This is a genomic window from Pseudomonas sp. JL3, from assembly GCF_031570575.1.
In the GTDB taxonomy this organism is placed as follows: domain Bacteria; phylum Pseudomonadota; class Gammaproteobacteria; order Pseudomonadales; family Pseudomonadaceae; genus Aquipseudomonas; species Aquipseudomonas cucumis.
The window spans coordinates 142,791-165,059 of sequence record NZ_JAKWJK010000015.1 but is presented as its reverse complement, the minus strand read 5'-3'; the positions used below and the strand labels follow the sequence as shown (position 1 = coordinate 165,059).

At 59.9% G+C, this 22,269-nt stretch carries 15 protein-coding genes; 6 read left to right on the top strand and 9 right to left on the bottom strand.

From position 1 onward, the window contains the following. The first annotated feature begins 202 nt into the window (after positions 1-202). On the top strand, positions 203-1,627 hold the full coding sequence (locus MMG91_RS22645) for a saccharopine dehydrogenase C-terminal domain-containing protein (protein WP_310660775.1): 1,425 nt from the start codon (positions 203-205) through the stop codon (positions 1,625-1,627). 36 nt (positions 1,628-1,663) lie between these two features. Here MMG91_RS22645 and MMG91_RS22640 read toward each other — a convergent pair whose 3' ends face one another. Next, positions 1,664-2,368 (bottom strand): phosphoribosyltransferase, encoded by a 705-nt coding sequence (locus tag MMG91_RS22640; protein ID WP_310660774.1) that lies wholly within the window; start codon positions 2,366-2,368, stop codon positions 1,664-1,666. 81 nt (positions 2,369-2,449) lie between these two features. After that, positions 2,450-3,337 (bottom strand): universal stress protein, encoded by an 888-nt coding sequence (locus MMG91_RS22635; RefSeq protein WP_305445636.1) that lies wholly within the window; start codon positions 3,335-3,337, stop codon positions 2,450-2,452. 368 nt (positions 3,338-3,705) lie between these two features. On the opposite strand from MMG91_RS22635, the gene MMG91_RS22630 reads away from it, so the two are divergent. Then, positions 3,706-4,929 carry a DUF3422 domain-containing protein gene (locus MMG91_RS22630; RefSeq protein ID WP_310660773.1) on the top strand — a complete coding sequence of 408 codons (1,224 nt, stop codon included), beginning with the start codon at positions 3,706-3,708 and terminating at the stop codon, positions 4,927-4,929. Positions 4,930-5,096: 167 nt separating this feature from the next. Continuing rightward, positions 5,097-7,283, top strand: a complete 2,187-nt coding sequence (locus MMG91_RS22625) for a TonB-dependent siderophore receptor (protein ID WP_310660772.1) — start codon at positions 5,097-5,099, stop codon at positions 7,281-7,283. Positions 7,284-7,448: 165 nt separating this feature from the next. On the opposite strand, the gene MMG91_RS22620 is transcribed toward MMG91_RS22625, so the two are convergent. The 3 genes from MMG91_RS22620 to MMG91_RS22610 are packed head-to-tail and all read right to left on the bottom strand — an operon-like array spanning position 7,449 to position 13,176. Next, positions 7,449-8,834, bottom strand: a complete 1,386-nt coding sequence (locus MMG91_RS22620; protein ID WP_310660771.1) for an efflux transporter outer membrane subunit — start codon at positions 8,832-8,834, stop codon at positions 7,449-7,451. After that, positions 8,831-11,977 (bottom strand): efflux RND transporter permease subunit, encoded by a 3,147-nt coding sequence (locus MMG91_RS22615; RefSeq protein ID WP_310660770.1) that lies wholly within the window; start codon positions 11,975-11,977, stop codon positions 8,831-8,833. Before MMG91_RS22615 ends, MMG91_RS22620 begins: the two co-directional genes overlap by 4 nt. 2 nt (positions 11,978-11,979) lie before the next feature. Continuing rightward, the gene (locus tag MMG91_RS22610) at positions 11,980-13,176 is read right to left on the bottom strand and encodes an efflux RND transporter periplasmic adaptor subunit (RefSeq protein WP_310660769.1); all 1,197 of its coding nucleotides are present in this window, start codon (positions 13,174-13,176) and stop codon (positions 11,980-11,982) included. Positions 13,177-13,289: 113 nt separating this feature from the next. Here MMG91_RS22610 and baeS point away from each other — a divergent pair, with 113 nt between their 5' ends. Next, positions 13,290-14,708 carry a sensor histidine kinase efflux regulator BaeS gene (gene baeS / locus MMG91_RS22605; RefSeq protein ID WP_310660768.1) on the top strand — a complete coding sequence of 473 codons (1,419 nt, stop codon included), beginning with the start codon at positions 13,290-13,292 and terminating at the stop codon, positions 14,706-14,708. A gap of 2 nt (positions 14,709-14,710) precedes the next feature. After that, a complete protein-coding gene (locus MMG91_RS22600) occupies positions 14,711-15,394 on the top strand; it encodes a response regulator (RefSeq protein WP_305445643.1) in 684 nt (227 codons plus the stop codon). Between the two features lie 19 nt (positions 15,395-15,413). Here MMG91_RS22600 and MMG91_RS22595 read toward each other — a convergent pair whose 3' ends face one another. From MMG91_RS22595 to MMG91_RS22585, 3 genes are all read right to left on the bottom strand, one after another. Continuing rightward, positions 15,414-15,863, bottom strand: a complete 450-nt coding sequence (locus MMG91_RS22595) for a hypothetical protein (protein WP_310660785.1) — start codon at positions 15,861-15,863, stop codon at positions 15,414-15,416. Positions 15,864-15,981: 118 nt separating this feature from the next. Continuing rightward, positions 15,982-17,244 (bottom strand): ATP-binding protein, encoded by a 1,263-nt coding sequence (locus tag MMG91_RS22590; protein ID WP_310660767.1) that lies wholly within the window; start codon positions 17,242-17,244, stop codon positions 15,982-15,984. Then, the gene (locus tag MMG91_RS22585) at positions 17,241-17,924 is read right to left on the bottom strand and encodes a response regulator transcription factor (RefSeq protein ID WP_305445645.1); all 684 of its coding nucleotides are present in this window, start codon (positions 17,922-17,924) and stop codon (positions 17,241-17,243) included. The genes MMG91_RS22590 and MMG91_RS22585 overlap by 4 nt, the downstream gene beginning before the upstream one ends. Before the next feature lie 224 nt (positions 17,925-18,148). Here MMG91_RS22585 and bamA point away from each other — a divergent pair, with 224 nt between their 5' ends. Next, entirely contained in the window at positions 18,149-20,515 is a 2,367-nt protein-coding gene (bamA, locus tag MMG91_RS22580) for an outer membrane protein assembly factor BamA (RefSeq protein WP_310660766.1), read from the top strand. A gap of 94 nt (positions 20,516-20,609) precedes the next feature. Here the strand turns inward: bamA and MMG91_RS22575 are convergent, their stop codons facing one another. Further along, positions 20,610-22,253, bottom strand: coding sequence for a fatty acid--CoA ligase (locus tag MMG91_RS22575; protein ID WP_310660765.1), 1,644 nt, complete (start codon positions 22,251-22,253; stop codon positions 20,610-20,612). Between the last annotated feature and the right edge of the window lie 16 nt (positions 22,254-22,269).

The following is a 22,269-nucleotide window of genomic DNA, read 5'->3' as shown; positions in this document are numbered from 1 at the left end:
AACGAAACGGAAATCGGGGGGCCAGCAGTTCGCCTCATTCTTATCTGTTTTTTTGGTCTCGATCGGCACAGCAGAGTCTCCTTCACGGTGTCCGAAACTTTTTTGAGCTTTAACCGAGCCTTGCAGTCTCTAGTTTGAGAGCGTCGTGGTTATCGACAGGTCATTGGCGGCGACCCCGCGGTCAGGCGGGTGGAGGCAATCGATGTCAGATTTTGAGTATGTCATTCAGCCCTTTAATGCCAGGTTGGTGATGATCGGCTCTGGCTGCATAGGCAAAGGCGTACTGCCGCTGCTATTGCGCCATCTTGAGCTTGAACCGCAGCGACTGTTGATCCTCAGCCCCGATGACGATGGACGCTTGCTCGCCCAGGAATTCGGCGTCGCCCACAAGTCCGAGCAATTGGACCAGAGCAATTACGAGGTGGTGCTGGACCCTCTGTTGAGTGCTGGCGACTTCCTGCTCAACCTCTCGGTGGGAGTCTCCAGCCTGTCCCTGATTCAATTCGCCCAGCGTAAAGGCGTGCTGTATCTGGACACCTGTATCGAGCCGTGGGAAGGCGGTTACACCGACCCCGACAAATCCCTGTCCGAAAGATCCAACTATGCATTGAGGGAAGCGGCGCTTCAGCTTCGGGGGGAAAGTGCGCAAGGTCTGCCCACCGCCCTGTTGACCCACGGCGCCAATCCGGGGCTGGTGTCTCACCTGGTCAAACAGGCACTGGTCAACCTCGCTGAAGATTTGGGTGACACAACGCCCCTGCCCGCTACTCGCGAAGAATGGGCGCAACTGGCCAGCCGACTGAATATCCGCTGCATCCACATCGCCGAACGCGATTCGCAGTATTCATCGCAACACAAAATCGCCGATGAGTTCGTCAACACTTGGTCAGTGGACGGTTTCATCAGTGAAGGCAGTCAACCGGCGGAATTGGGTTGGGGCAGCCATGAAAAAGTGCTTCCCGGGGATGGCTATTACCACCCCTTCGGGTGCCAGGCCGGAATCTATCTGCAACGTCCCGGTGCCGCCACGTCGGTTCGTACCTGGACGCCCTCGACGGGCCCCACCCATGGGCTCCTCGTGACCCACAACGAAGCCCTGTCAATTGCCGACTACCTGACCCTTGGCCAGGGAAGGCAACCGATTTACCGGCCGACCGTCCACTACGCTTATCGACCCTGTGATGACGCCTTACTCTCGGTGCATGAACTCACCGAGCGCAACTGGAAACCCCAGAGCGGCCAGCGCCTGCTTGACGATGAAATTCTCGACGGCAGTGACGAACTCGGCGTGCTGCTGATGGGGCATGCCAGAAACAGCTATTGGTATGGCTCGCGCTTATCGATCCAGCAAGCCCGGGCTCTATGCCCCCATAACAGCGCCACCAGCCTGCAAGTGACGGCGGGAGTGCTGGCCGGTGTGATCTGGGCGATTCGCAATCCTCAACGCGGCATCGTCGAACCGGATGAATTGCCCTTCAGGGAGATTTTGCAGATTTGCATGCCCTACCTGGGCAATGTAGAAGGCATTTATTCCGACTGGACGCCGCTTACCGGACGTCACTCATTGATGCCCGAGCAGACCGATGAATCCGATCCGTGGCAATTCATCAATGTCAGGATCACTTGAAGGCCTGACGTGGTTTGCTCCACGCCAGGCAACGGCTCAAATACCGGAACCGTTCTGAAATGAGTCGCCTGAACCGGACTCTCTCTGCCAGGCCCGGTGCAGAAGATCGATGACCTCTTCGTCCGACGTCTGCGAAAAATCCGTGTACCAAAGCCCGATCGAGATCATCCAGTCGGGGATCAGCGGGCAAATCAGTTCGTCCACTTCGTCACGCAGCGCCTCAGCGGTCTCAAGCGGTGCCACCGGCACGGCGACGACGATACGAGACGGCGCGTGCAGGCGCACGGCCTCTATCGCGGCCATCATCGTGGCCCCTGTCGCCAGGCCGTCATCGATCAGAATCACCACCTGATCCTTGAGCGCCACAGGTGCACGCGATGCCCGGTATAGCTGCTCGCGACGCAACAATTCCTGGGTTTCCTTTGCAACCACGCCCTCAAGCGTACGTTGATCAATACCGTTCGCCCTCAGTACATCGTCATTGACGATTCGTATGTTGCCGCTGGCAATCGCGCCCATGGCGAGTTCCTGATGAGACGGTACTCCCAGCTTGCGCACCAGCATCAGGTCCAGGCGTACCTCCAGAGCCGTGGCCACTTCATAAGCGACCGGCACGCCGCCACGGGGCAAGGCGAGGACGATGACATCGGCTCTTTTAGCGTATTTAAGCAACGGCTCCACCAGGCCTCGGCCGGCATCCACCCGGTCGTGCAAGATGGTTTGCAATGAAGGACTAGTCATTTGAAAACCTCCCTGGGGCCGGAACCCCAAAAATGGGCGTTCGTTTGACGGCGGCCATCATTCCAACAGGCGCGTGCGCCCCTAGACCGCCAGAATGCTGCAAGGCACCTGATACAAAATATGTTCGGTCGTGCTGCCAAGCAGCCGCTCCAGACCACGGTATTGGGTTCTGCCCACCACGACCACGTCCATCTGATGCTCGTGGGCGAATTCGCTCAGCACCGAGACCGGTTGCCCCATGATGAAATGCCGACAGTCGGCGGGCACACCGAACCGGGCGGCCAGCTTGAGAAAAGACTTTTCCAGGTCGTTGCGTAACTCCCTGGTAAGCTCCGCGAGCGTCAGACCGCCGCCCATGTCCGCCAGGAACGCTGCCGAAATGTCACACGCGTACAACAGATGCAACTCGGCATTGCACTGCAGCGCCAGGCCGGAAGCCTGCAAGATGATCCGGTCATTGAGTTCGCTGTTCGAAGGCTCGGTGTCTGACACGTCAACCGCGGCCACCACCTTCTGCGGCAAGGCATGACCTTCGCCGCCCACCAGATAAACCGGGACCGGACAATGGCGCAATAAACGCCAATCCAGCGGAGTGAAGAATGCGCGTTTGAGCACGGGTTCATGCTGCACTTGCTTGATCAACAGATCGGGCTGCATTTCGGTGACGTGGTCAAGAATGTCCTGGCGCATGTTGTCGGCCCATGCGACTTCGATTGTCACCTCGATCCCCCTGCCCCGCATTTTTTCCGCCTGTTCATTGAGCCAGTCGCGGTGTTCCTGCAGGTAGCTCGCCCGAGCCTTTTTCCGGTCGCCTTCTTCGAGCAACGACAGAATGTTCAACGAAGGGATCAGCGCGGCTATGTGCAAGCTCGCCCCGCTGGCCTTGGCCAAGGCAGCGCCATGGTTTATCGCAGGAGAATGGCGCAACAGCGGGTTGATGATCAGTAATAACCTTTGATACTGGCTCATGAGCTGACTCCAGACAGGTAGACCCTCGACGCCGGCGAGAGATCCGGCATCAGACCCAGACTCCTCCCTTAAAGCGCTTAGGCCTTGATTTATATCAATTCCTTGAATGAGGCATTGAAGGGGCCACTTGAAAAGAATAGTTCACAACGGAGCTATCCATCTCGTGCCGGACACATCGGCGATGGCCGTTCGCCTGAAAATCGGTGGCACTGCTGATGTAGGCTGATACACCGACTTCGCGGGCAAGCCCGCTCCCACAGGTTCCATGGTTGGCTGATTGGTATTGGGCAACCGCCAGGTTTTGTTTGTGACTCGGGTATTCGTCACCCAGTCCCAAGAACAAACAACTCCAACATGGCCCAAACAGCATGCATCCGCAAAGACTGATCCTGCACAACGAGTTGCACGCGCGCCCTTCTCTGTATTTCGACGAGCCCGCCCACGTCTTTCATCTGGCGTTTCTGGCGAATGACGGGCAGTGCGACACTCTGCTGAGTCGCTGCTGCCCCGGCCCCGTCGACCCGGATGCAGCCCAAGGCATCACCGAGCTGGAGGGCTACGCCTTGAAGTGGGAACGGCACGCGGAGTTCCTGACGCTGACGCTGGTGGTGCCCTCCTCCAGCCACGAGCCCTGCTGGAGCCCGCCACCCAAAGCCTTGATGGATCGGGTCGAACCCTTCATGCAGCACGTGATCAACGCTGTGCAGATTGTGGTGCGCACTGATACGTCCTTTTCTGGCGATTTGTCAGTTTATGGATTCAAAGATCCTAGCGGCTCTTGCATCGGCGGTGGCGATGCGACGGTCTGGAGCGATTTTCGCCTGAGCGACGACGGCACCAACCGTTTCCTGTTCATTAACAAACGCCTGAATGCGTATCGGCTGGGACGGATGATCCGCCGCCTGCTGGAAATCGAAACCTACCGAATGATGGCTTCGCTTTCACTCATCACCGCGAAAGCCTTGAGCACTCAGCTCAACGTCTTCGACAAAACCCTGGTAAACCTCTCGGAACGTAACGCCGGCCCCGATACCGGAAATGCGAAAGCGTTGCTGACCGACATTGCCAACCTGTCGGCGCAAGTGGTCAGCAGCAGCGCGAAAACCCGACACCGCTTCAGCGCCACCCAAGCCTATGCACAGCTGGTTTTCGAGCGCTTGGGCGAACTGCGCGAAAGTCATGTGGGTGACTGCCAGCGACTGGGTATCTTCATCGAAAGACGCTTTAAACCCACGGTCAGATACTGCGCGGTCACCGAACAACGCCTGGAGCAACTGGCCGAAAGCGTGGCCAACCTCGGGGACTTGTTGCAGGCCCGTGTCCAGGTCGAAATGGAAGAGCAGAACTCGGAAATCCTGAATAGCCTGAACGTCCGCGCCGATACTCAAATCAAAATCCAGCGCGCCGTCGAAGGCTTGTCGATTATCGCCATCACCTATTACTTGTTGAGCCTGTTCAAGCTGTTCTACTCGGGGTTGCATGTCATGGGCGCGGATATTTCCGCGCGAGATGCCATGCTGGCCATGACCCCGCTCGCGCTCTGCGTCCTGCTGTTTATTTTGATCAGGATCAGGAAAGCCAAAGAACATTGACCCACCGTAAAATGCCCCGGCGCGATAATCGCCGTATGCGACAGGGGCCATGCACTACCAGCCCTCAGGGCACACATCGTTTTTTCCAGTTTTAACCGACTCTTTCCTGAAGCGCGCCCGGGCATCTGTGCCCGCCAGCCCGGGAGCGCAGTCGTTGAGGAGTTTTCATGGATATGCTTTACCGGACCTCCCGCGAGGGAGTGACCGCCCCGCGGTTCGCGTTCAATCCCCTGAACCTGGGCCTGCTGCTGGCTAGCACGATGCCTTCGACCTGGGCCGCCACCGAACTGCCGGCAGTGACCGTCACCGGCGAAGACACCTCCGCTTATCAGGCCGAAAGCGCTTCGGTCGGAGGTTTCGAAGCGGCGCCATTACTTGATACGCCGGCCTCGATTTCGGTGGTCAACGAGGCCTTGATCAAGGATCAGCAGGCGCGCCTGCTCAGCGAAGTGCTGCGCAACGACGCCTCGGTGGGTGAAAGCTACGCGCCGGTCGGTTATTACGAAAACTTCGTGGTACGCGGCTTTTCCCTCAACTCCGCCAGCAGCTACAAGATCAACGGCCGCACCATCACCGGCGAGCAGAACGTCGGGCTGGAGAACAAACAGCAGGTGGAGTTGCTCAAGGGCCTTTCCGGTCTGCAAAGCGGCGTCAGCGAGCCCGGCGGGCTGGTCAACTATGTGACCAAGCGGCCTGCCGATGTGCGTTCGGTCACCGTCTCCACCGACGATCGCGGCAGCGGTTACCTGGCCACCGATGTCGGTGGCTGGTTCGGCAGTGAACAGCAGTTCGGCCTGCGCGCCAACCTGGCACACGAAGACCTTCACTCCTACGTCGAACACACCAACGGCCAGCGCGATTTCGCCTCGCTGGCCTTCGACTGGAACATCAGCCCCGATGCGCTGCTGCAACTGGATGCCGAGTACCAGACCAAGGAACAGCGCTCGGCACCGGGTTATCAATTGCTCGGCGGTTCCAGCCTGCCGCACCACGCCTCGCCGAAAAAGCTGCTGGCACACCAGAGCGGTTCGAAGCCAGTCACCACCGATGCGCTGAACCTCAACGGCAACTTCGAATACCGTTTCAGTGACCAGTGGAAAGGCAGCCTCAGCGCTTCCCGCAGCCGTGTAGTGATCGATGACTACAGTTCGTTCGCCTGGGGCTGCTACGGCTCCGTCAGTTGCGCCAGCGCGGCGGTGCCGAACTATTTCAGCCCCGAGGGCGACTACGACATTTACGATTTCCGCAGCCCCGACGATACCCGCCGCAACGACGAGGTGCAGGCCACCCTCAGCGGCCACTTCGAAACCGCCGGCCTGGGCCACGAACTGAGCGTCGGGACCAGCGCGTTCCGCCGTGTAGTGGACAAGCGCGACGCCATCAACCAGATGATCGGCAGTGCCAACATCAACAGCGAACCGGCTGATTTTGCCCGCTACGACGGCCCGCTCAACGATTCCTATCGACGCCTGGACAGCCGTCAGTACGGGTTGTTCTTCAATGACCGGATCAGCTTCAACGAGCAATGGCAAACCGTGCTCGGTGGGCGCGAAGTGCGCCTGGATGAAGAGACCTTCGACAGCCAGGGCGACACCACCCGGCACACCCAGCGCTATGTGTTCCTGCCCCAGGCCGCACTGATCTACAAGCCGCTGCAAAACCTGTCGCTGTACACCCGCTACAGCAAGGGCCTGTCCCTGGGCGGCGAAGCGGCGTGGTTCACCACCAATGCCTATGAAATCCTCGCGCCCACCGTGTCGCGACAAATCGAAGCCGGCATCAAATACGACTGGCAGCGCATCAGCCTGGCTGCGGCACTGTTCCAGATTCGTCAGGCTTATCAGTACTCGCGACCGAATGACGACGGCACGTTCACATTCACCCAACAGGGCGAACAGAAGAACACCGGGCTGGAGCTCTCGGCCAATGGCTGGGCCAGTCAGCGCCTGCAGATTTCTGCCAGCGTCGCGGCGATCCGCGCGCGGGTCACCGACAGCGGCACGCCAGCTTATGAAGGCCACCAGGCGATCAACGTTCCGACCCTGCGCGCCAACCTCTACGGCGACTATGCCCTGCCCTGGTTCGACGGCCTGGCGCTGCTCGGCGGAGTGCAGTACAGCGCCAGCAAGTACGCCAACCGCCAGGGTGAAGTGCAGACCGGCGCCTATGCCGTTTTCAACATCGGCAGCCGCTACAGCACGCGCATCGACGGTTACGACACGGTGTTCCGGCTGACCGTGGATAATCTGTTCGATAAACGCTACTGGCGTGATGCCGGTGAGTACATGGGCGATGGCTACCTGTTCCAGGGCGCGCCACTGACCGCGCGGCTGAGCGCCTCGATCAACTTCTGATTCACCGGAACGAAAGAAGAGGCCGAAGCCTAATGGTACGGAACCTGTGGGAGCGAGCCTGCTCGCGCTAAGGCCATCAACTTCAACATCAATATCGCCTGCCAGACCGCTATCGCGAGCAGGCTCGCTCCCACACTTTTGAACTGCATTACCCCGGCACAGACATCAATTCCAACCGCCCCCCATCACCTTGTACAAACTTACCCGGTTACTCTGCTCGGCCAGACGCAGGGTGATCAGGTCCTGTTGCGCGCTGTACAACGAACGCTGAGCGTCCAGGGCTTCGAGGTAACTTTGCGAACCGCCTCGATAGAGCGCGTCGGCCAGTTCAAAGCTTTTGCGGCTGGCGTCGGTCAAGGCTTGCTGGGCCGCCAGGCGTTGGTCCAGGGTGCTGCGTACCGCCAGGGCATCGGCCACTTCCTTGAAGGCTGTTTGCAGGGTTTGTTGATAGGTCTGCACCTGAATTTCGCGCTCGACCTTGGCTGCGTCCAGCGTGGCGCGGTTACTGCCGGCATCGAAGATCGGCAGGCTGACGCTCGGGGCGAAGGTCCAGGCGCCGCTGCCGGCCTTGAACAGACCGGACAAGGCCGAGCTCGCGGAGCCGGCGTTGGCGGTCAGGCTGATGCTCGGAAAGAACGCCGCACGGGCCGCGCCGATATCGATGTTGGCCGACTTGAGAGTATGTTCGGCGGCCAGGACATCCGGGCGACGTTGCAACAAACTGGACGGTAACTCATCCGGCACCTGAACCAGCACCGCGGCCGATTGCAGGCTAGCGCCAGGCAGCAGTTCATCGGGAATATCGCTGCCGACCAGCAAGCGCAGGGCATTGCGGTCCTGGAGAATCTGACTGGAGTAGACCGCCGCGTCGCCCCGGGCCGATTCCACAGTGGTTTGTGCCTGGGCCAGGGCCAAGCCGGAGGAACCACCCAAGGCGTGGCTACGCTGAGTCAGTTCGTAGGTTGCCTGCTGGCTGCGCAGGGTTTCTTCGGCCAGTTGCAAACGTTCGTTGTCCGCCGCCAGGGTCAGCCAGGCCGTGGCCACTTCCGCCACCAGACTGATCTGGGTGCTACGCCGGGTTTCGGCCAGCGCCAGATAGTCTTCCAACGCTTCGTCCTGAAGGTTCTGCACTCGCCCGAACACATCCAGTTCGTAACTGCTCAAACCCAGTTGCGCACTGTACTCATGACTGGTGCTCGCCGCGCTGCTGCTAGACATGCGGCTATGTGTGCCGCTGACTCCGGCATCGATGGTGGGAAACGCCGCCGCCCGTTGAATGCGATATTGAGCCTGGGCCTTTTCGATGTTCAGGCTGGCCAGACGCAAGTCACGGTTGTTGGCCAGGGCCAGGGCCTGCAAGCGCGCCAGGCGACTGTCGGTAAAGAACTGCTTCCAATGAATATCCGCCGCCGCATCGCCTGTGGGCGTGCTGCTCGTCGGTAACCATTGCTCGGCGACCGGCGCCTCAGGGCGCTGATACTGCGGCGCCAGGTTGATACAGCCACTGAGCAACGCCAGAGCGGCCAACAATGGCCAATGAAACTTGATCATGCATCACCTTTCTGGACGGTTGGGTTGGCGATTGTTGCGGTGGATACACGACCGAAACGGCGACGGATCAGCACAAAGAACAGCGGCACAAAAAAGATCCCCAATACAGTGGCGCTGAACATGCCCCCCAGCACGCCGGTACCGATGGCCTGGCGCCCGGCGGAACCGGCACCGGAACTCAACGCCAGGGGCAATACGCCGAACATGAAGGCCAGAGATGTCATCAGAATCGGTCGCAGGCGTTGGCGCACGGCAACCAGCGTCGCGTCCCGCAAGCTGTTGCCCTGCTCTTGCAGGTGCTTGGCGAACTCGACGATCAGAATCGCGTTCTTCGCCGCCAGCCCCACCGTGGTCAACAACCCGACCTGGAAGTACACGTCGTTACTCAAACCACTGAAACGGGTCGCCAGCACCGCGCCGACCACCCCCAGCGGCACCACCAGCATCACCGAGAACGGCACCGACCAGCTCTCGTACAACGCCGCCAGACAGAGGAACACAAACAGCACCGAGATCCCGTACAGCAGCGGCGCCTGGGAGCCGGACAGGCGCAGTTGATAAGACTGCCCGGTCCACTCGTAGCCGATGCCTTCGGGCAGTTGTTTGATGATCGCTTCCACCGCGTCCATGGCGACCCCGGAACTCACCCCCGGCGCCGGATCGCCGACCACCTCCAGCGAGGCGTTGCCGTTGTAGCGTTCCAGCAACGGCGAGCCATAACTCCACGCGCTGCTGGCGAACGAGGAAAACGGCACCATCTCGCCTTTGCTGTTGCGCACGAACCAGTGCTCCAGGTCGGCCGCCTGCATCCGCGCCGACGCCTCGCCCTGCACGTAAACCTTCTTCACCCGACCCTGATTGAGGAAGTCATTGACGTAACTGCCGCCCAACGCCGTGGACAAAGTGGCGTTGATGTCGCTGGTGCTCAGACTCAAGGCCCCGGCCTTGCGATCATCGATGCTGACTTTGAGCTGCGGTGTATCGTCCAGGCCATTGCTGCGCACCCCCAGCAATCGAGGGTCTTTGTTGGCCAGTTCGATAAACTGTTCCCGCGCGGCGACCAGGGCGTCATGCCCCAGACCACCAAGGTCTTTGAGTTGCAGGTCAAAGCCCGAACTTTGCCCCAATCCGCGCACGGCCGGTGGCTGCATGACAAACACGCTGGCATCGCCAATGCTCGCTAAAGCCAGGGTCGCACGCTGGGCTATCGAGGCCGCATCCTGCCCTTTCCCGAATCGCTCGCTCCAGTCCTTGAGCTTGATAAAGGCCCTACCCGTGTTCTGGCTGTTACCACCCATGCCCAGGCCACTGATGCTGATCAGCGCCTCGACTTCCGGTTGTTCGAGCATGTAGCGCTCGAACTGTTTCATTACCGCCTGAGTGCGGCTATCGGTGGCGCCCACCGGCAACTGGATCTGCGCCATGAGAATGCCCTGATCTTCGTCCGGCAAGAACGAGGTCGGCAGGCTGGCATAACCAGCACCCATCGCCAGCAAAACCACCCCGTACACCAGCAAGCTCCGACGCCCACGCTGCAGAATGCCGCCTACCAACTGTTGATAGCGCTCGGCGCTACGTTCGAAACTGCGGTTGAACCAGCCGAAGAAGCCGCTTTGCGCGCCATGGCCCTGGGCATCGGACGGCTTGAGCAACGTCGCACACAAGGCCGGCGTTAGGGTCATCGCTACCAGCACCGACAGAAGCATGGCCGAGACGATGGTCACCGAAAACTGCCGATAGATAATCCCCGTGGAGCCGCCAAAAAACGCCATGGGAATAAACACGGCGCTGAGCACCAGAGCGATGCCGATCAGCGCGCTGGTGATTTCCGTCATGGACTGGCGCGTCGCCGCCAGCGCCGAAAGTCCCTGCTCGCCCATCACTCGCTCGACGTTTTCCACCACCACGATGGCGTCGTCCACCAGCAGACCGATGGCCAGGACCATGGCGAACATGGTCAGGGTATTGATCGAATAGCCGAACAGTGCCAGCACGCCGAACGTGCCCAGCAGCACCACCGGCACGGTGATCGCCGGGATCAGCGTGGCGCGCAGATTCTGCAGGAACAGGAACATGATCAGCACCACCAGAACGATGGCCTCCCCCAGGGACTTGACCACTTCTTCGATGGACAGGCTGACAAAGGGGGTCGTGTCGTATGCGATCACGTTCTTGAGCTGCATTTCTGCCGGGTAGAAAGGCTCCAGTTCCTTGAGTTTGGCCTTCACGGCCTCACCCACGCTCAAGGCATTGGCCCCGGCGGCGAGCTGCACGCCCATGGCGGCGGCGGGTTTGCCGTTGAGGGCAGAACTCACGTCGTAGCTTTCGCTGCCCAGTTCGACCCGCGCCACATCCCCCAACAGCACCACCGCCCCATTGCTGGTGGACTTGACCACCACGTTGCGAAATTCTTCGGCGGTTTGCAGCTTGCTGCGGGCACTGATGGTGGCGTTCAGTTGCTGCCCGGCCACCGCCGGCAAGGCACCGAGCTGGCCGGCGGACACTTCGGTGTTCTGTGCTTCCAGGGCGCTGCTGATGTCCGAGGGCATCAACGAATACTTTTCCAACAGGGCCGGGTCCAGCCAGATGCGCATGGCATAGCCCGAACCGAGGGTCTGCACGTCGCCGACGCCATCGATACGACTGATCTGGTCGAGCAAGGTGCTGGAAATGTAGTCGCCGATCTGGGTGCCGGTAACGCTTTCGTTATCGGAGGCCAGGGCGGCAATCATCAGAAAGTCCGAACCGCCCTTGGTCACGGTCAAGCCTTCGCTCTGCACCGATTGCGGCAGTCGGGATTCGGCCTGTTGCAGTTTGTTCTGCACCTGCATCTGCGCCACATCCGGGTTAGTGCCGGCGGCAAAGGTCAGGCTGATGCTGGCGCTGCCCGCCGAACTGCTGGAGGCCGACATGTAGGTCAGGTTATCCAGCCCTTTCATCTGCTGTTCGATGACCTGCGTCACCGAGTTTTCCACGGTCTCGGCCGAAGCGCCGGTGTAGGTGGCGGAGATCCGTACTGTCGGCGGCGCGATGTCCGGGTACTGTTCCAACGGTAACTGACTGATCGACAAGGCCCCGGCGAGCATGATGACGATGGCGATGACCCAGGCAAAAATCGGTCGATCGATAAAGAACCGCGCCATGGTCAGCCCTCCTGCGCAATGGCAGTAGACGCCGATCGCGGCGTGCGGCTGCGAGTACCGGGGTTTTGCGCCAACACCGACGCGCCGACCCGGACTTTCTGCCCGCCCTCGATTATCACCTGGTCACCCGCCGTGAGGCCGGATGTGACCCACCACTGGTTGCCCACGGCGCGGTCGATGGTCAGCACGCGTTGCTCGACCTTGCCGTTGACCACCAGCAGCACCGACGTCACACCGCTGGCACTGCGGGTCACCGCCTGCTGCGGGATCAGGATCGCCTGATCGTCCCGGGCCTGTTCCAGCACCGCCCGCACATACATGCCCGGCAGCAACAGCCGGTCCGGGTTGGCGATTTCTGCCCGCAAGGTCACGGTGCCGGTGCCCTCATTGACGCTGACGCCGCTGAATTTCAAGCGGCCTTCATGGGCGTACGTGCTGCCGTCGTCGAGCTTGAGGCTGATCCGCGCTTCGCCCTCGCCGTTGCTTTGCAGCACGCCGCTGGCAAGGTCGCGCTTGAGGCGCAACAGCTCGGTGGTCGATTGAGTGACGTCAACGTAGATCGGGTCCAGTTGCTGCACCGTGGTCAGTGCGCTGTCCTGATTGGCCACCACCAATGCACCGGGAGTGACCGTCGAGGTTTCGATGCGCCCGCTGACGGGTGAGCTGATGCGGGTATAGGCCAGGTTGATGCGAGCTGTATCCACGCCGGCCTGGGCCACTTGCAGCTCAGCTTCGGCGGTCAGCAGACTGGCTTGAGCATCCTCGTTGTCCTGCTGGCTGATGGCATCGATCTTCGCCAACTGAGCATTGCGCTTGGCCGTGGCCTGGGCCGACTTCAATGTGGCGCGCGCCTTGGCCAGGGTCGCCTGTGCTTCAGCCAACGCGGCCTTGTAAGAAGACGCGTCCAGCTGATACAGCGCCTGCCCGGCCTTGACCTCGGCGCCTTCGACAAACAGCCGCTGCTGGACGATACCGCCGACCTGCGGGCGGATCTCGGCGACCATGGACGCTTGAGTGCGCCCGGCCAGTTCCGTGGTCAGCGCCTGGCTTTTGGGCTGCACCGTGATCACTGACACTTTGGGCGGTTCGATCACGGGCGCGGATTCGCCGGGGGAGCAACCGCTCAACACGAGCAGAACAATCAAGGACAGTAGAACGGCGGCGGTCACCAGGGATTTGGCGAATAGTTTGGTCGACATAAATGCCTCTGCAAGACGGGATGGAGCAAGTCAGGCGCCATACTGCGAGGCAAATGTGCAGGAAAATTGAAGATTGCCCGCCGCCCTTGAATCTTCGTCGCGCCAGGGCCTAAATGGGCGGGCCATTCACCGACCTGCCCGAGCCCATGAAACTGAGCATTTCCACCAAGCTGTTTATTGCCGTACTGGCCAGCGTGCTGTTTGTCATTTTGAGCATGGGGGTGGCCAACGGCTGGAGCTTTGGCAAAGGTTTTCTCGACTACCTCAACGAACAGGCCCTGGCGCGCATGACGCCGGTGCTGCCGCGCCTGGCCAGCGCCTACGAGCGCGAAGGCAGCTGGGAATTCCTGCGCAACCAGCCGGATCGCTGGTTCGAGCTCATGCGTCCGGAGCCAGGCGAAAAACCTACCGGCCCACAGCTGCCTACCCTGCCCATGTCCGACCTGACCGGCGCGGTGTTTCGCATCGCCCTGCTGGACCAGCAAAAGCAACTCGTCATGGGCTACTCGGCGATTGCCGACGATGCCCTGATGCGCCCTATCGAGGTCGCCGGTAAAACCGTCGGCTGGCTGGCGGTAACGCCATTCCAGAACGTGACCGAAGCCGGCGGCGAACGCTTTCGCCTATATCTGTTGCGCACCAGTCTGGCCGTGGGCGTGCTCTCATTGCTGCTGGCGATGCTGATCGCCTGGTGGATCGCCCGCACCCTGCTTGACCCGGTCAAGCGGGTGGCCGCCGCCACGCACCGACTGGCCGCCGGGGAATACAGCAACCGGGTGGCGGTGTCTTCCAATGACGAAGTCGGTCAGCTGGCTCGCGACTTCAATCAGCTGGCGTATACGCTGGAGCGCAACGAAAAAATGCGCCGGGAGTTCATGGCCGATGTTTCCCATGAGCTGCGGACCCCACTGTCGGTGTTGCGTGGTGAACTGGAGGCCATCGAGGACGGTGTGCGCACCCTCGATCAATCCTCGATGAAATCGCTGCAAGGCGAAGTCGGCATGCTCAGCAAACTGGTGGATGACCTGTATGAGCTGTCTCTGGCCGATGTGGGTGCACTGACATACCGCAAGTGCGAATGCGATCTCAACGAGCTGCTGGACAGTTGCGTGGCGATGTTCCAGGAACGCTGCAATGCCCGGCATTTGCGCCTGGAGCTGGAGCTACCGACCTCGCGGCTGCGGTTGGAGGCCGACCCCAAGCGCTTGCAGCAACTGTTCGGCAATCTGCTGGAAAACGCCGTCCGTTATACCGATGAGGGCGGCGTGCTACGCATTCACGCAGCCAGCGATGGCGACATCGTACGCATCGATTTTCTTGATTCCGGGCCTGGGGTCGACGCGGATCAGTTGCCACGGCTGTTCGAGCGTTTCTACCGCGGCGAAGCCTCTCGCAATCGCGCCAGTGGTGGCGCTGGTCTGGGGCTGGCCATCTGTCACAGCATCGCCCTGGCCCATGGCGGCAGCCTCAGTGCCGATCACTCTCCTTTGGGTGGCCTTTGGCTGACCCTGCGCCTGCCACGGAACGCCTGACCATGGTCAACGACAGCCCGATCCTCATCGTCGAAGACGAACCCAAACTGGCCGCGTTGATGCGCGACTACCTGTGCGCCGCTGGCTATGCGACCCAGTGCCTGGACAACGGACTGGAGGTGGTGCCGGCGGTGCGTGCCCGCGAGCCGCGGCTGATCCTGCTCGACCTGATGCTGCCTGGGCGCGACGGTCTGCAAGTGTGCAAGGAACTGCGCGGCTTCAGTGCCGTGCCTATCATCATGATCACCGCCCGAGTCGAGGAAGTGGATCGCCTGCTCGGGCTGGATCTGGGCGCCGACGACTACATCTGCAAACCCTTCAGCCCTCGCGAAGTGGTCGCCAGGGTCAAAGCCATCCTGCGACGCAGCCCGCATCTTTTGACCTCTGCAGCACCGCGTCTACAGATTGACGAAGCACAGTACCAAGCCTCCCTCGACGGTGTGGCACTGGACCTGACGCCTCTGGAACTGCGCTTGCTCAGTACCCTCGCCCGCTCTCCGGGACGCGTGTTTTCCCGGGATCAGTTGCTTGACAGGATCTACTCCGATCACCGGGTGGTCACCGACCGCACGGTCGACAGCCATATCCGTAATCTGCGGCGCAAGCTCGAACAGGCCTGCCCGGGGGAGCATCCCATCGAATCGTTGTATGGCGTGGGCTATCGGTTTCAGCTCGCCGACGCCTGAAGCGTCGTCGAGATTACCGTTATTGATCGGCCGCATAGATGATGGTTTGCGCGCTGTCGGATGTCGCAAGGCGGTGGGTGAAGTAGGTGTCGCCTTCATCTGTCTGGATCTCGTAGTCGACCTTGCTGGCGACACGGCCCGATGCACCGCAATGCTTGATGATTTTCAGCACCCGCTGAAACTTCACGCCCTGAGTACCGTTCTGGGCAGGGCCAGTGAGTACATTGACCGTTTGAAACCAGCCTTCATTCTTCTTGTTCGACACGAGGGTGCCGGTCAGTGCCTCAAAGCGCTCCAGACGGGTAAAACCCCAGAGTGTCTGTTCCTCGACCGTTTGGTCCTGCGCGGCGGAACCCGTAAACACAAACAGGTTGATGGCCGGATTGTCTTCGCAAAAAAAGTCATAGGGCACAAGCCCGTCCACCATTTTCTTGCCGGCAACGAAGCCCTTTTTATGAACCAGAAACATGACCACCTCCACTCAATAACTTCACTAAAACATCAGCAAACGCTGAGTAAGTTTGAGCGGGGAGTCTACTGAGACGGGGCGTACAGGGCCGTCAAGCCAATGTAATATCGTGTAAAGATCATGCCTGACGGGGCAAACTGATTTCCACGGTCAGCCCACCTGACGGCTCGTTGCGCGCCACGATCGTGCCGCCGTGCATTTCCACGGCCCTTGAGGCAATCGCCAGGCCCAGCCCGAAACCGGCACTGGCCTCGTTCAGGCCGCGCTCGAACGGGTGAAAAATGTCCTGCAATCGCTCGTTTTCAACACCCGGCCCCCGGTCGGTAATCTGCACCGTCAGGTAGTCTGCGTCGAGATTGACCTCAGCCACTACAACAACAGTCGTGTTCGGCTTGGTATAGCGCACCGCGTTTCGAATGACGTTCTCGAAACACCGATACAGCAGTTCGCCGCTGACACGACTGACAAAGGCCGGACACGCCTGCAGGCTTACCCGGCAACCTTTCATTTGCGCCTCGAATTGAGCGTCCTCGACGATCACCGACAGCATCTCGACGATATCAATTGGCTCGCGCTCGATACTCTCGGGCCGACCCTGCATGCGCGCCAGGGTCAACAACGCCTCGATCAGCGTATCCATGCGCACCGACTCGCGATCGATGCGCTCCACCATTTCCAGGCGTGCAGGATCTTGCTGCAACAGCCCGATAGCCGCTTGCATGCGCGTCAACGGTGAACGCAGTTCGTGAGAGATGTCGTGCAACAGATGTTGCTGGGCCTCCACCAGCAGTTTCAGCTGATTGGCCATCCGGTCGCAGTCCTCGGCCAGATCAACGATTTCATCGCGACGCTTACCCATCATCGGCTTGACCCGGGCTTCAAAGCGCCCTTGGGCCACGTTGCTCATCGCCCGCCTGAGGTAGGCCAACGGCCACGCCAGGTAATACGCCATATACCCGCTGAACAGCGCACTCATCACCGTGCCGATGAACAACGGAATCGAGCGCCCCGGCCCCCTGTCACCCTCCTTGCCAAGGGAATGTGTAGACCTGAGCGACAGCGCCATACCGTCCTTGCTGATGACCGATCGCTCATAAGCCGGTTGCGGAACCGGCGACCCCGCCAGCAGCTGGCCTGCACTGTCATACACGCCAATGGCCTGGTCACCGGGGTGCTCCCACACCGTCAGCAGCTGCCGGCCCGACTCGACGCCAAACTGGCGCAGCAGCTGCTCTTCGCTGGCAAGGATCGCTTCCAGATGAGGATCACCGGGCCTGAAACTGCCCAGCACCAGAACGCCCAACCCGACCAAAAACGTCAGGCTGGTGGCCAGCCAAAAGGCCAGGAACAGTTTCCAGAACAGCCGGCTGGGTTTCATCATTCGGCGATCAACAGGTAACCGAGGCCACGCACGCTCTGAATCCAGGCCTTGGCGTCGGGCCGCGGCCCCAGCTTCTGGCGAATGCTGCTGATGTGCACGTCGATACGCCGGTCGTAGCGAGTCAAGGGACACCCCAAGGCATTGAACGACAGATCCTGCTTGCTCACCACCTGCCCGGCACAGCGGGCCAGCTCTTCGAGCAAGCTGAATTCGGTACTGGTCACCCCCAGCTCGCGCCCCTGCCAGAGGGCCTGACGCTTGCCGGGCCACAAGACCAGAGGGCCAGTCCTGATCACTTCGGTGGTTGGCTGATCCACCGGCTGCACCCTGCGCATGATTGCCCGTAAACGTGCCACCAATTCCCCCGGCGAACTGGGCTTGGGCACATAGTCATCGGCGCCCAGTTCCAGGCCGGTGATCTTGTCTATGTTGTCGCCTCGGGCGGTGAGCAACACTACCGGCACCTGGCTTGCAGCCCGAATGCGCCTGAGCACCTCGATACCCGACAGTCGCGGCAGCATCACGTCCAGTACCACGATGCTGTAGCGGCCGGACAGCGCTTGGACCTCACCCTCCTCGCCCGTGTGCACTGCTGTCACCTCAAAGCCTTCACGCTCCAGGTATTGGCTGAGCATTCCAGTCAGTTCCTGGTCATCGTCAACTAGCAATACGCAGATCATGGCGAGCTCTTGAATGGGTATCGGCGCATTATCGCCCTTGCACTGCACAGCGTCATCGCCCCGGGCCAACCTTTACCTAACTTGACACTTGGTTAACCGCACCAAACGCACCGAGCTTTTATGCTTCACCTCCACCAGCCTGCTCGCTCCGCGGTAACTCGTCTTGCTGTGAGATATCCGCGCCCGCCTACGCTGCTTGTCGATGTGTTCTGGATAAGATCTTGATGAATTTTTCGCGCCTGCTCTGCTCGGCTGCACTGCTACTCAATGCCACACTGGTGCATGCCCAAGGCTTCAAAATTTCCGATATTCGCATTAACGGTCTGCAGCGGGTTTCCGCTGGCAGCGTGTTCGGTGCCTTACCGTTGAATGTCGGTGATGAAGCGGACGATCGTCGCCTGGTGGAGTCCACTCGTGCACTGTTCAAAACCGGGTTCTTTCAGGATATCCAACTGGGGCACGAGGGTGATGTCCTGGTCATCACGGTCGTCGAGCGTCCCTCAGTCGCCAGTATCGAGATCGAAGGCAACAAGGCAATCTCCACTGAAGACCTGATGAAGGGCCTCAAACAATCCGGTCTGGCCGAAGGCGAGATCTTCCAGCGCGCCACCCTCGAAGGCGTGCGTAACGAGCTGCAGCGTCAATACGTCGCTCAGGGTCGCTACTCGGCGTCGGTCGATGCCGAGGTGATCGCGCAACCGCGCAATCGTGTGGGCCTGAAAATCAAGATAGACGAAGGCTCAGTAGCGGCGATCCAACACATCAACGTGGTAGGCAATACCGTATTCACCGAAGAAGAATTGAGCGACCAATTCACTCTCAAGACCAGCAACTGGCTGTCGTTCTTCAAGAACGATGACAAGTACGCTCGTGAAAAACTCTCCGGTGACCTGGAGCGTCTGCGTTCCTACTATCTGGATCGCGGCTATATCAATATGGATATCGCGTCGACCCAGGTGTCCATCACCCCGGACAAAAAACACGTCTACATCACCGTCAATATCAACGAAGGCGAGAAGTACACCGTTCGTGATATCAAGCTCAGCGGTGACCTGAAAGTGCCTGAAGACCAGGTCAAGTCCCTGTTGCTGGTTCAGAAAGGCCAGGTGTTCTCGCGCAAGCTGATGACCACCACCTCGGACCTGATCACACGCCGTCTGGGTAACGAGGGTTACACGTTTACCAACGTCAACGCGGTGCCGACCCCGAACAATGACGACCATACCGTCGATATCACCTTCGTGGTCGACCCGGGCAAGCGTGCCTACGTCAACCGCATCAACTTCCGTGGCAACACCAAGACCGACGACAAAGTGCTACGCCGCGAAATGCGTCAGATGGAAGGTGGCTGGGCATCGACCTACCTGATCGACCAGTCCAAGACGCGCCTGGAGCGTCTGGGCTTCTTCAAGGAAGTCAACGTCGAGACGCCGGCGGTAGCGGGTTTGGATGACCAAATCGATGTGAACTATAGCGTCGAAGAACAGGCGTCCGGCTCGATCACCGCCAGCGTCGGTTTCGCCCAGAGCTCAGGTTTGATCCTCGGTGGTTCGATCACCCAGAACAACTTCCTGGGCACGGGTAATTACGCCAGCCTGGGCCTTACCCGCTCGGGATATCAAAACAAGTACAATTTCGGTTTTACCAACCCCTACTTCACGCCGGACGGTGTGAGCCTGGGCTACAACCTGTTCTACAACGCCACCGACTACAACGATTATTACGATGACGGTGTTTCGTACTATTCCATCAATAGCTACGGCGCCGGCACCACCATCGGTTACCCGATCAATGAAACCTCACGGCTGAATTTCGGCCTGACTGTGCAACATGACAGCATCGATCCAGGCACCTACAGCGCCGATGAGATCTACGACTTTATCGAACGTGAGGGCAAGGAGTTCACCAACTTCAAGGCCAATCTCGGCTGGTCGGAATCGACCCTGAACCGCAGCGTGCTGGCCACCCGCGGACATTCGCAAAACCTGAACCTGTCGGTGACGGTGCCCGGCAGTGACCTGAGTTTCTACAAGATCGATTACACGGGACAGACCTTCCTGCCGGTCAGCGACTCCACCTCACTGCGGTTCCATACCAAGCTCGGCTATGGCAACAGCTACGGCTCAACAGACGGCCTGCCGTTCTATGAAAACTACACCGCAGGTGGCGAGGGCTCGGTGCGAGGCTTTGAAAGCGGCACCCTCGGCCCACGTAATACCCCCGCCACTGGCACGTATGCCAGTGCCGGACAGTCGTATTATTCCGATCGGGACACCGAAGCACTGGGCGGCAACATCCTCATCACCGGCGGCGTGGAATACCTGTTTCCGTTGCCCTTTATCAAAGACAATAAATCCCTGCGCACCTCAGTATTCTGGGATGTTGGCAGCGTCTATTCAAACAAGTGTTACCTGAGCACCACCCAGGCTTGCGACGGTGTCGACCTCAACCAGATGGCCAGTTCCGTGGGTGTTGGCGTCACTTGGTACAGCCCATTGGGCCCCTTGAGCGCCAACCTGGCGTTTCCGGTTCAAACGCCTGATAACGCGGATACGCAAGTGTTTCAGTTCTCTATGGGGCAGACGTTTTGATCAGGTAAGTGAAGGTATGAAAGCGCCAACCCTGGCGAGCCTTATTGATCGATAGTACGACGGGTCAGGGTTGACGTAGCCTCCACCGCGCCTTTCACCCCAATTCGCTTTGCCGGATCAGTTTCTTATCAATCTTCCCGACGCTGGTTTTAGGAATCTGGGCGACGAATTTGAACTGCTTGGGGATCGCCCATTTGTTGATGCGGCCACGCTCGACAAACCCTTGCAGGTGCGCCTCCAGGATCTTGCGGTCGAGATACTGCCCCGGCTCGCACACCACCAGCGCCATCGGCCGCTCACCCCATTGTTCATCGGCAATGCCCACGACCGCGACCGACATCACCGCTGCGTGTTCGCTGATCAGGCTTTCCAGTTCCAGAGAGCTGATCCACTCCCCGCCCGTCTTGATGACATCCTTGATTCGATCTTTGATTTGCACTCCTCCCAAGGTGTCGATAGAGGCCAAATCACCGGTGTGCATCCAGCCGTTGTGCCAAAGCTCGGCACCCTTTTCGGGCTCCTTCAAATAGCCTTGGGTCAGCCAGGGTGCGCGCACCACGATCTCGCCCAGAGACTCGCCGTCATGGGCAACGTCATTGCCATTGGCATCGATGATTTTCAGGTCGACCATCGGCACCGGCGTGCCCGTCTTGATGCGGGTGGCCAGTTGGGCTTGCGTGGATTGTTCGAGGTCTTCATCACGCAGGTACGTCAGGCACAGCAATGGGCAGGTTTCCGACATGCCGTAACCGCTGTGCACCTGAATACCTTTGGCGCTCGCTTCGCTGGCAATGCCCAGTGTCAGTGCGCTGCCACCCAGGAGCATTTTCCAGCCATCAAAACGGGTCTGTGCCGCTTCCTCACAGCTCAGGATCATCTGCAAAATGGTCGGCACGCAGTGGGAAAAAGTGACCTTCTCTTGACGATACAGCCTGACCAGGCTGTTGGGTTCGTAGCGGCCGGGGTACACCTGCTTGAGCCCCATCAGGGTGGCGACATAGGGCACACCCCAGGCATGCACATGAAACATCGGGGTGATGGGCATGTAGACATCATCGGAGCGCAGCAACGGCAAGCCTTGATAGACGCCCAAAGTGCCCACGGCATTCAAGGTGTGCAAGACCAATTGGCGGTGGGTGAAATACACGCCTTTAGGGTCGCCAGTGGTGCCCGTGGTGTAGAAAAGGGTCGCCACCGAGTTTTCATCGAAGTCGGGAAAGTCGTATTGGTCTGCGGCCCCGGCCAACAGGTTTTCATATTCCCCCAGCACCGGTAACGACGTGGCGGTTGCTGTGTCGTCCGTGAGCTGCAGGTAACCTTTGACGGTTTCAAGTCGCCCGTGAATCTGTTCAACCAGCGACAGAAAATCATCATGCACCAGTACCAGGTCGTCCTCGGCATGGTTCATGGTGAAGAGCACCTGATCTGGCGAAAGACGGATGTTCACCGTGTGCAGCACCGCGCCGATCATCGGTACGGCAAAGAAGCATTCCAGGTAGCGATGGCTGTCCCAGTCGAGCATGGCCACGGTATCCCCGGCCTTGACGCCGGCAGCGGTCAAGGCGTTGGCCAGCCTGCGGATCCGCTGGTTGAGGGTCTGGTAGCTGTAGCGCAGTTTGTCGGCGTAGACGATTTCCCGGCCCGGCTCGTAACGCACGCCGGACAACAACAATTGCTTGATCAGCAAGGGATAGGCATAGGCGCCATCGGCGGGCGGAATTATTTTTGTCGCCATCATGGTTGAGGTTCCCGGT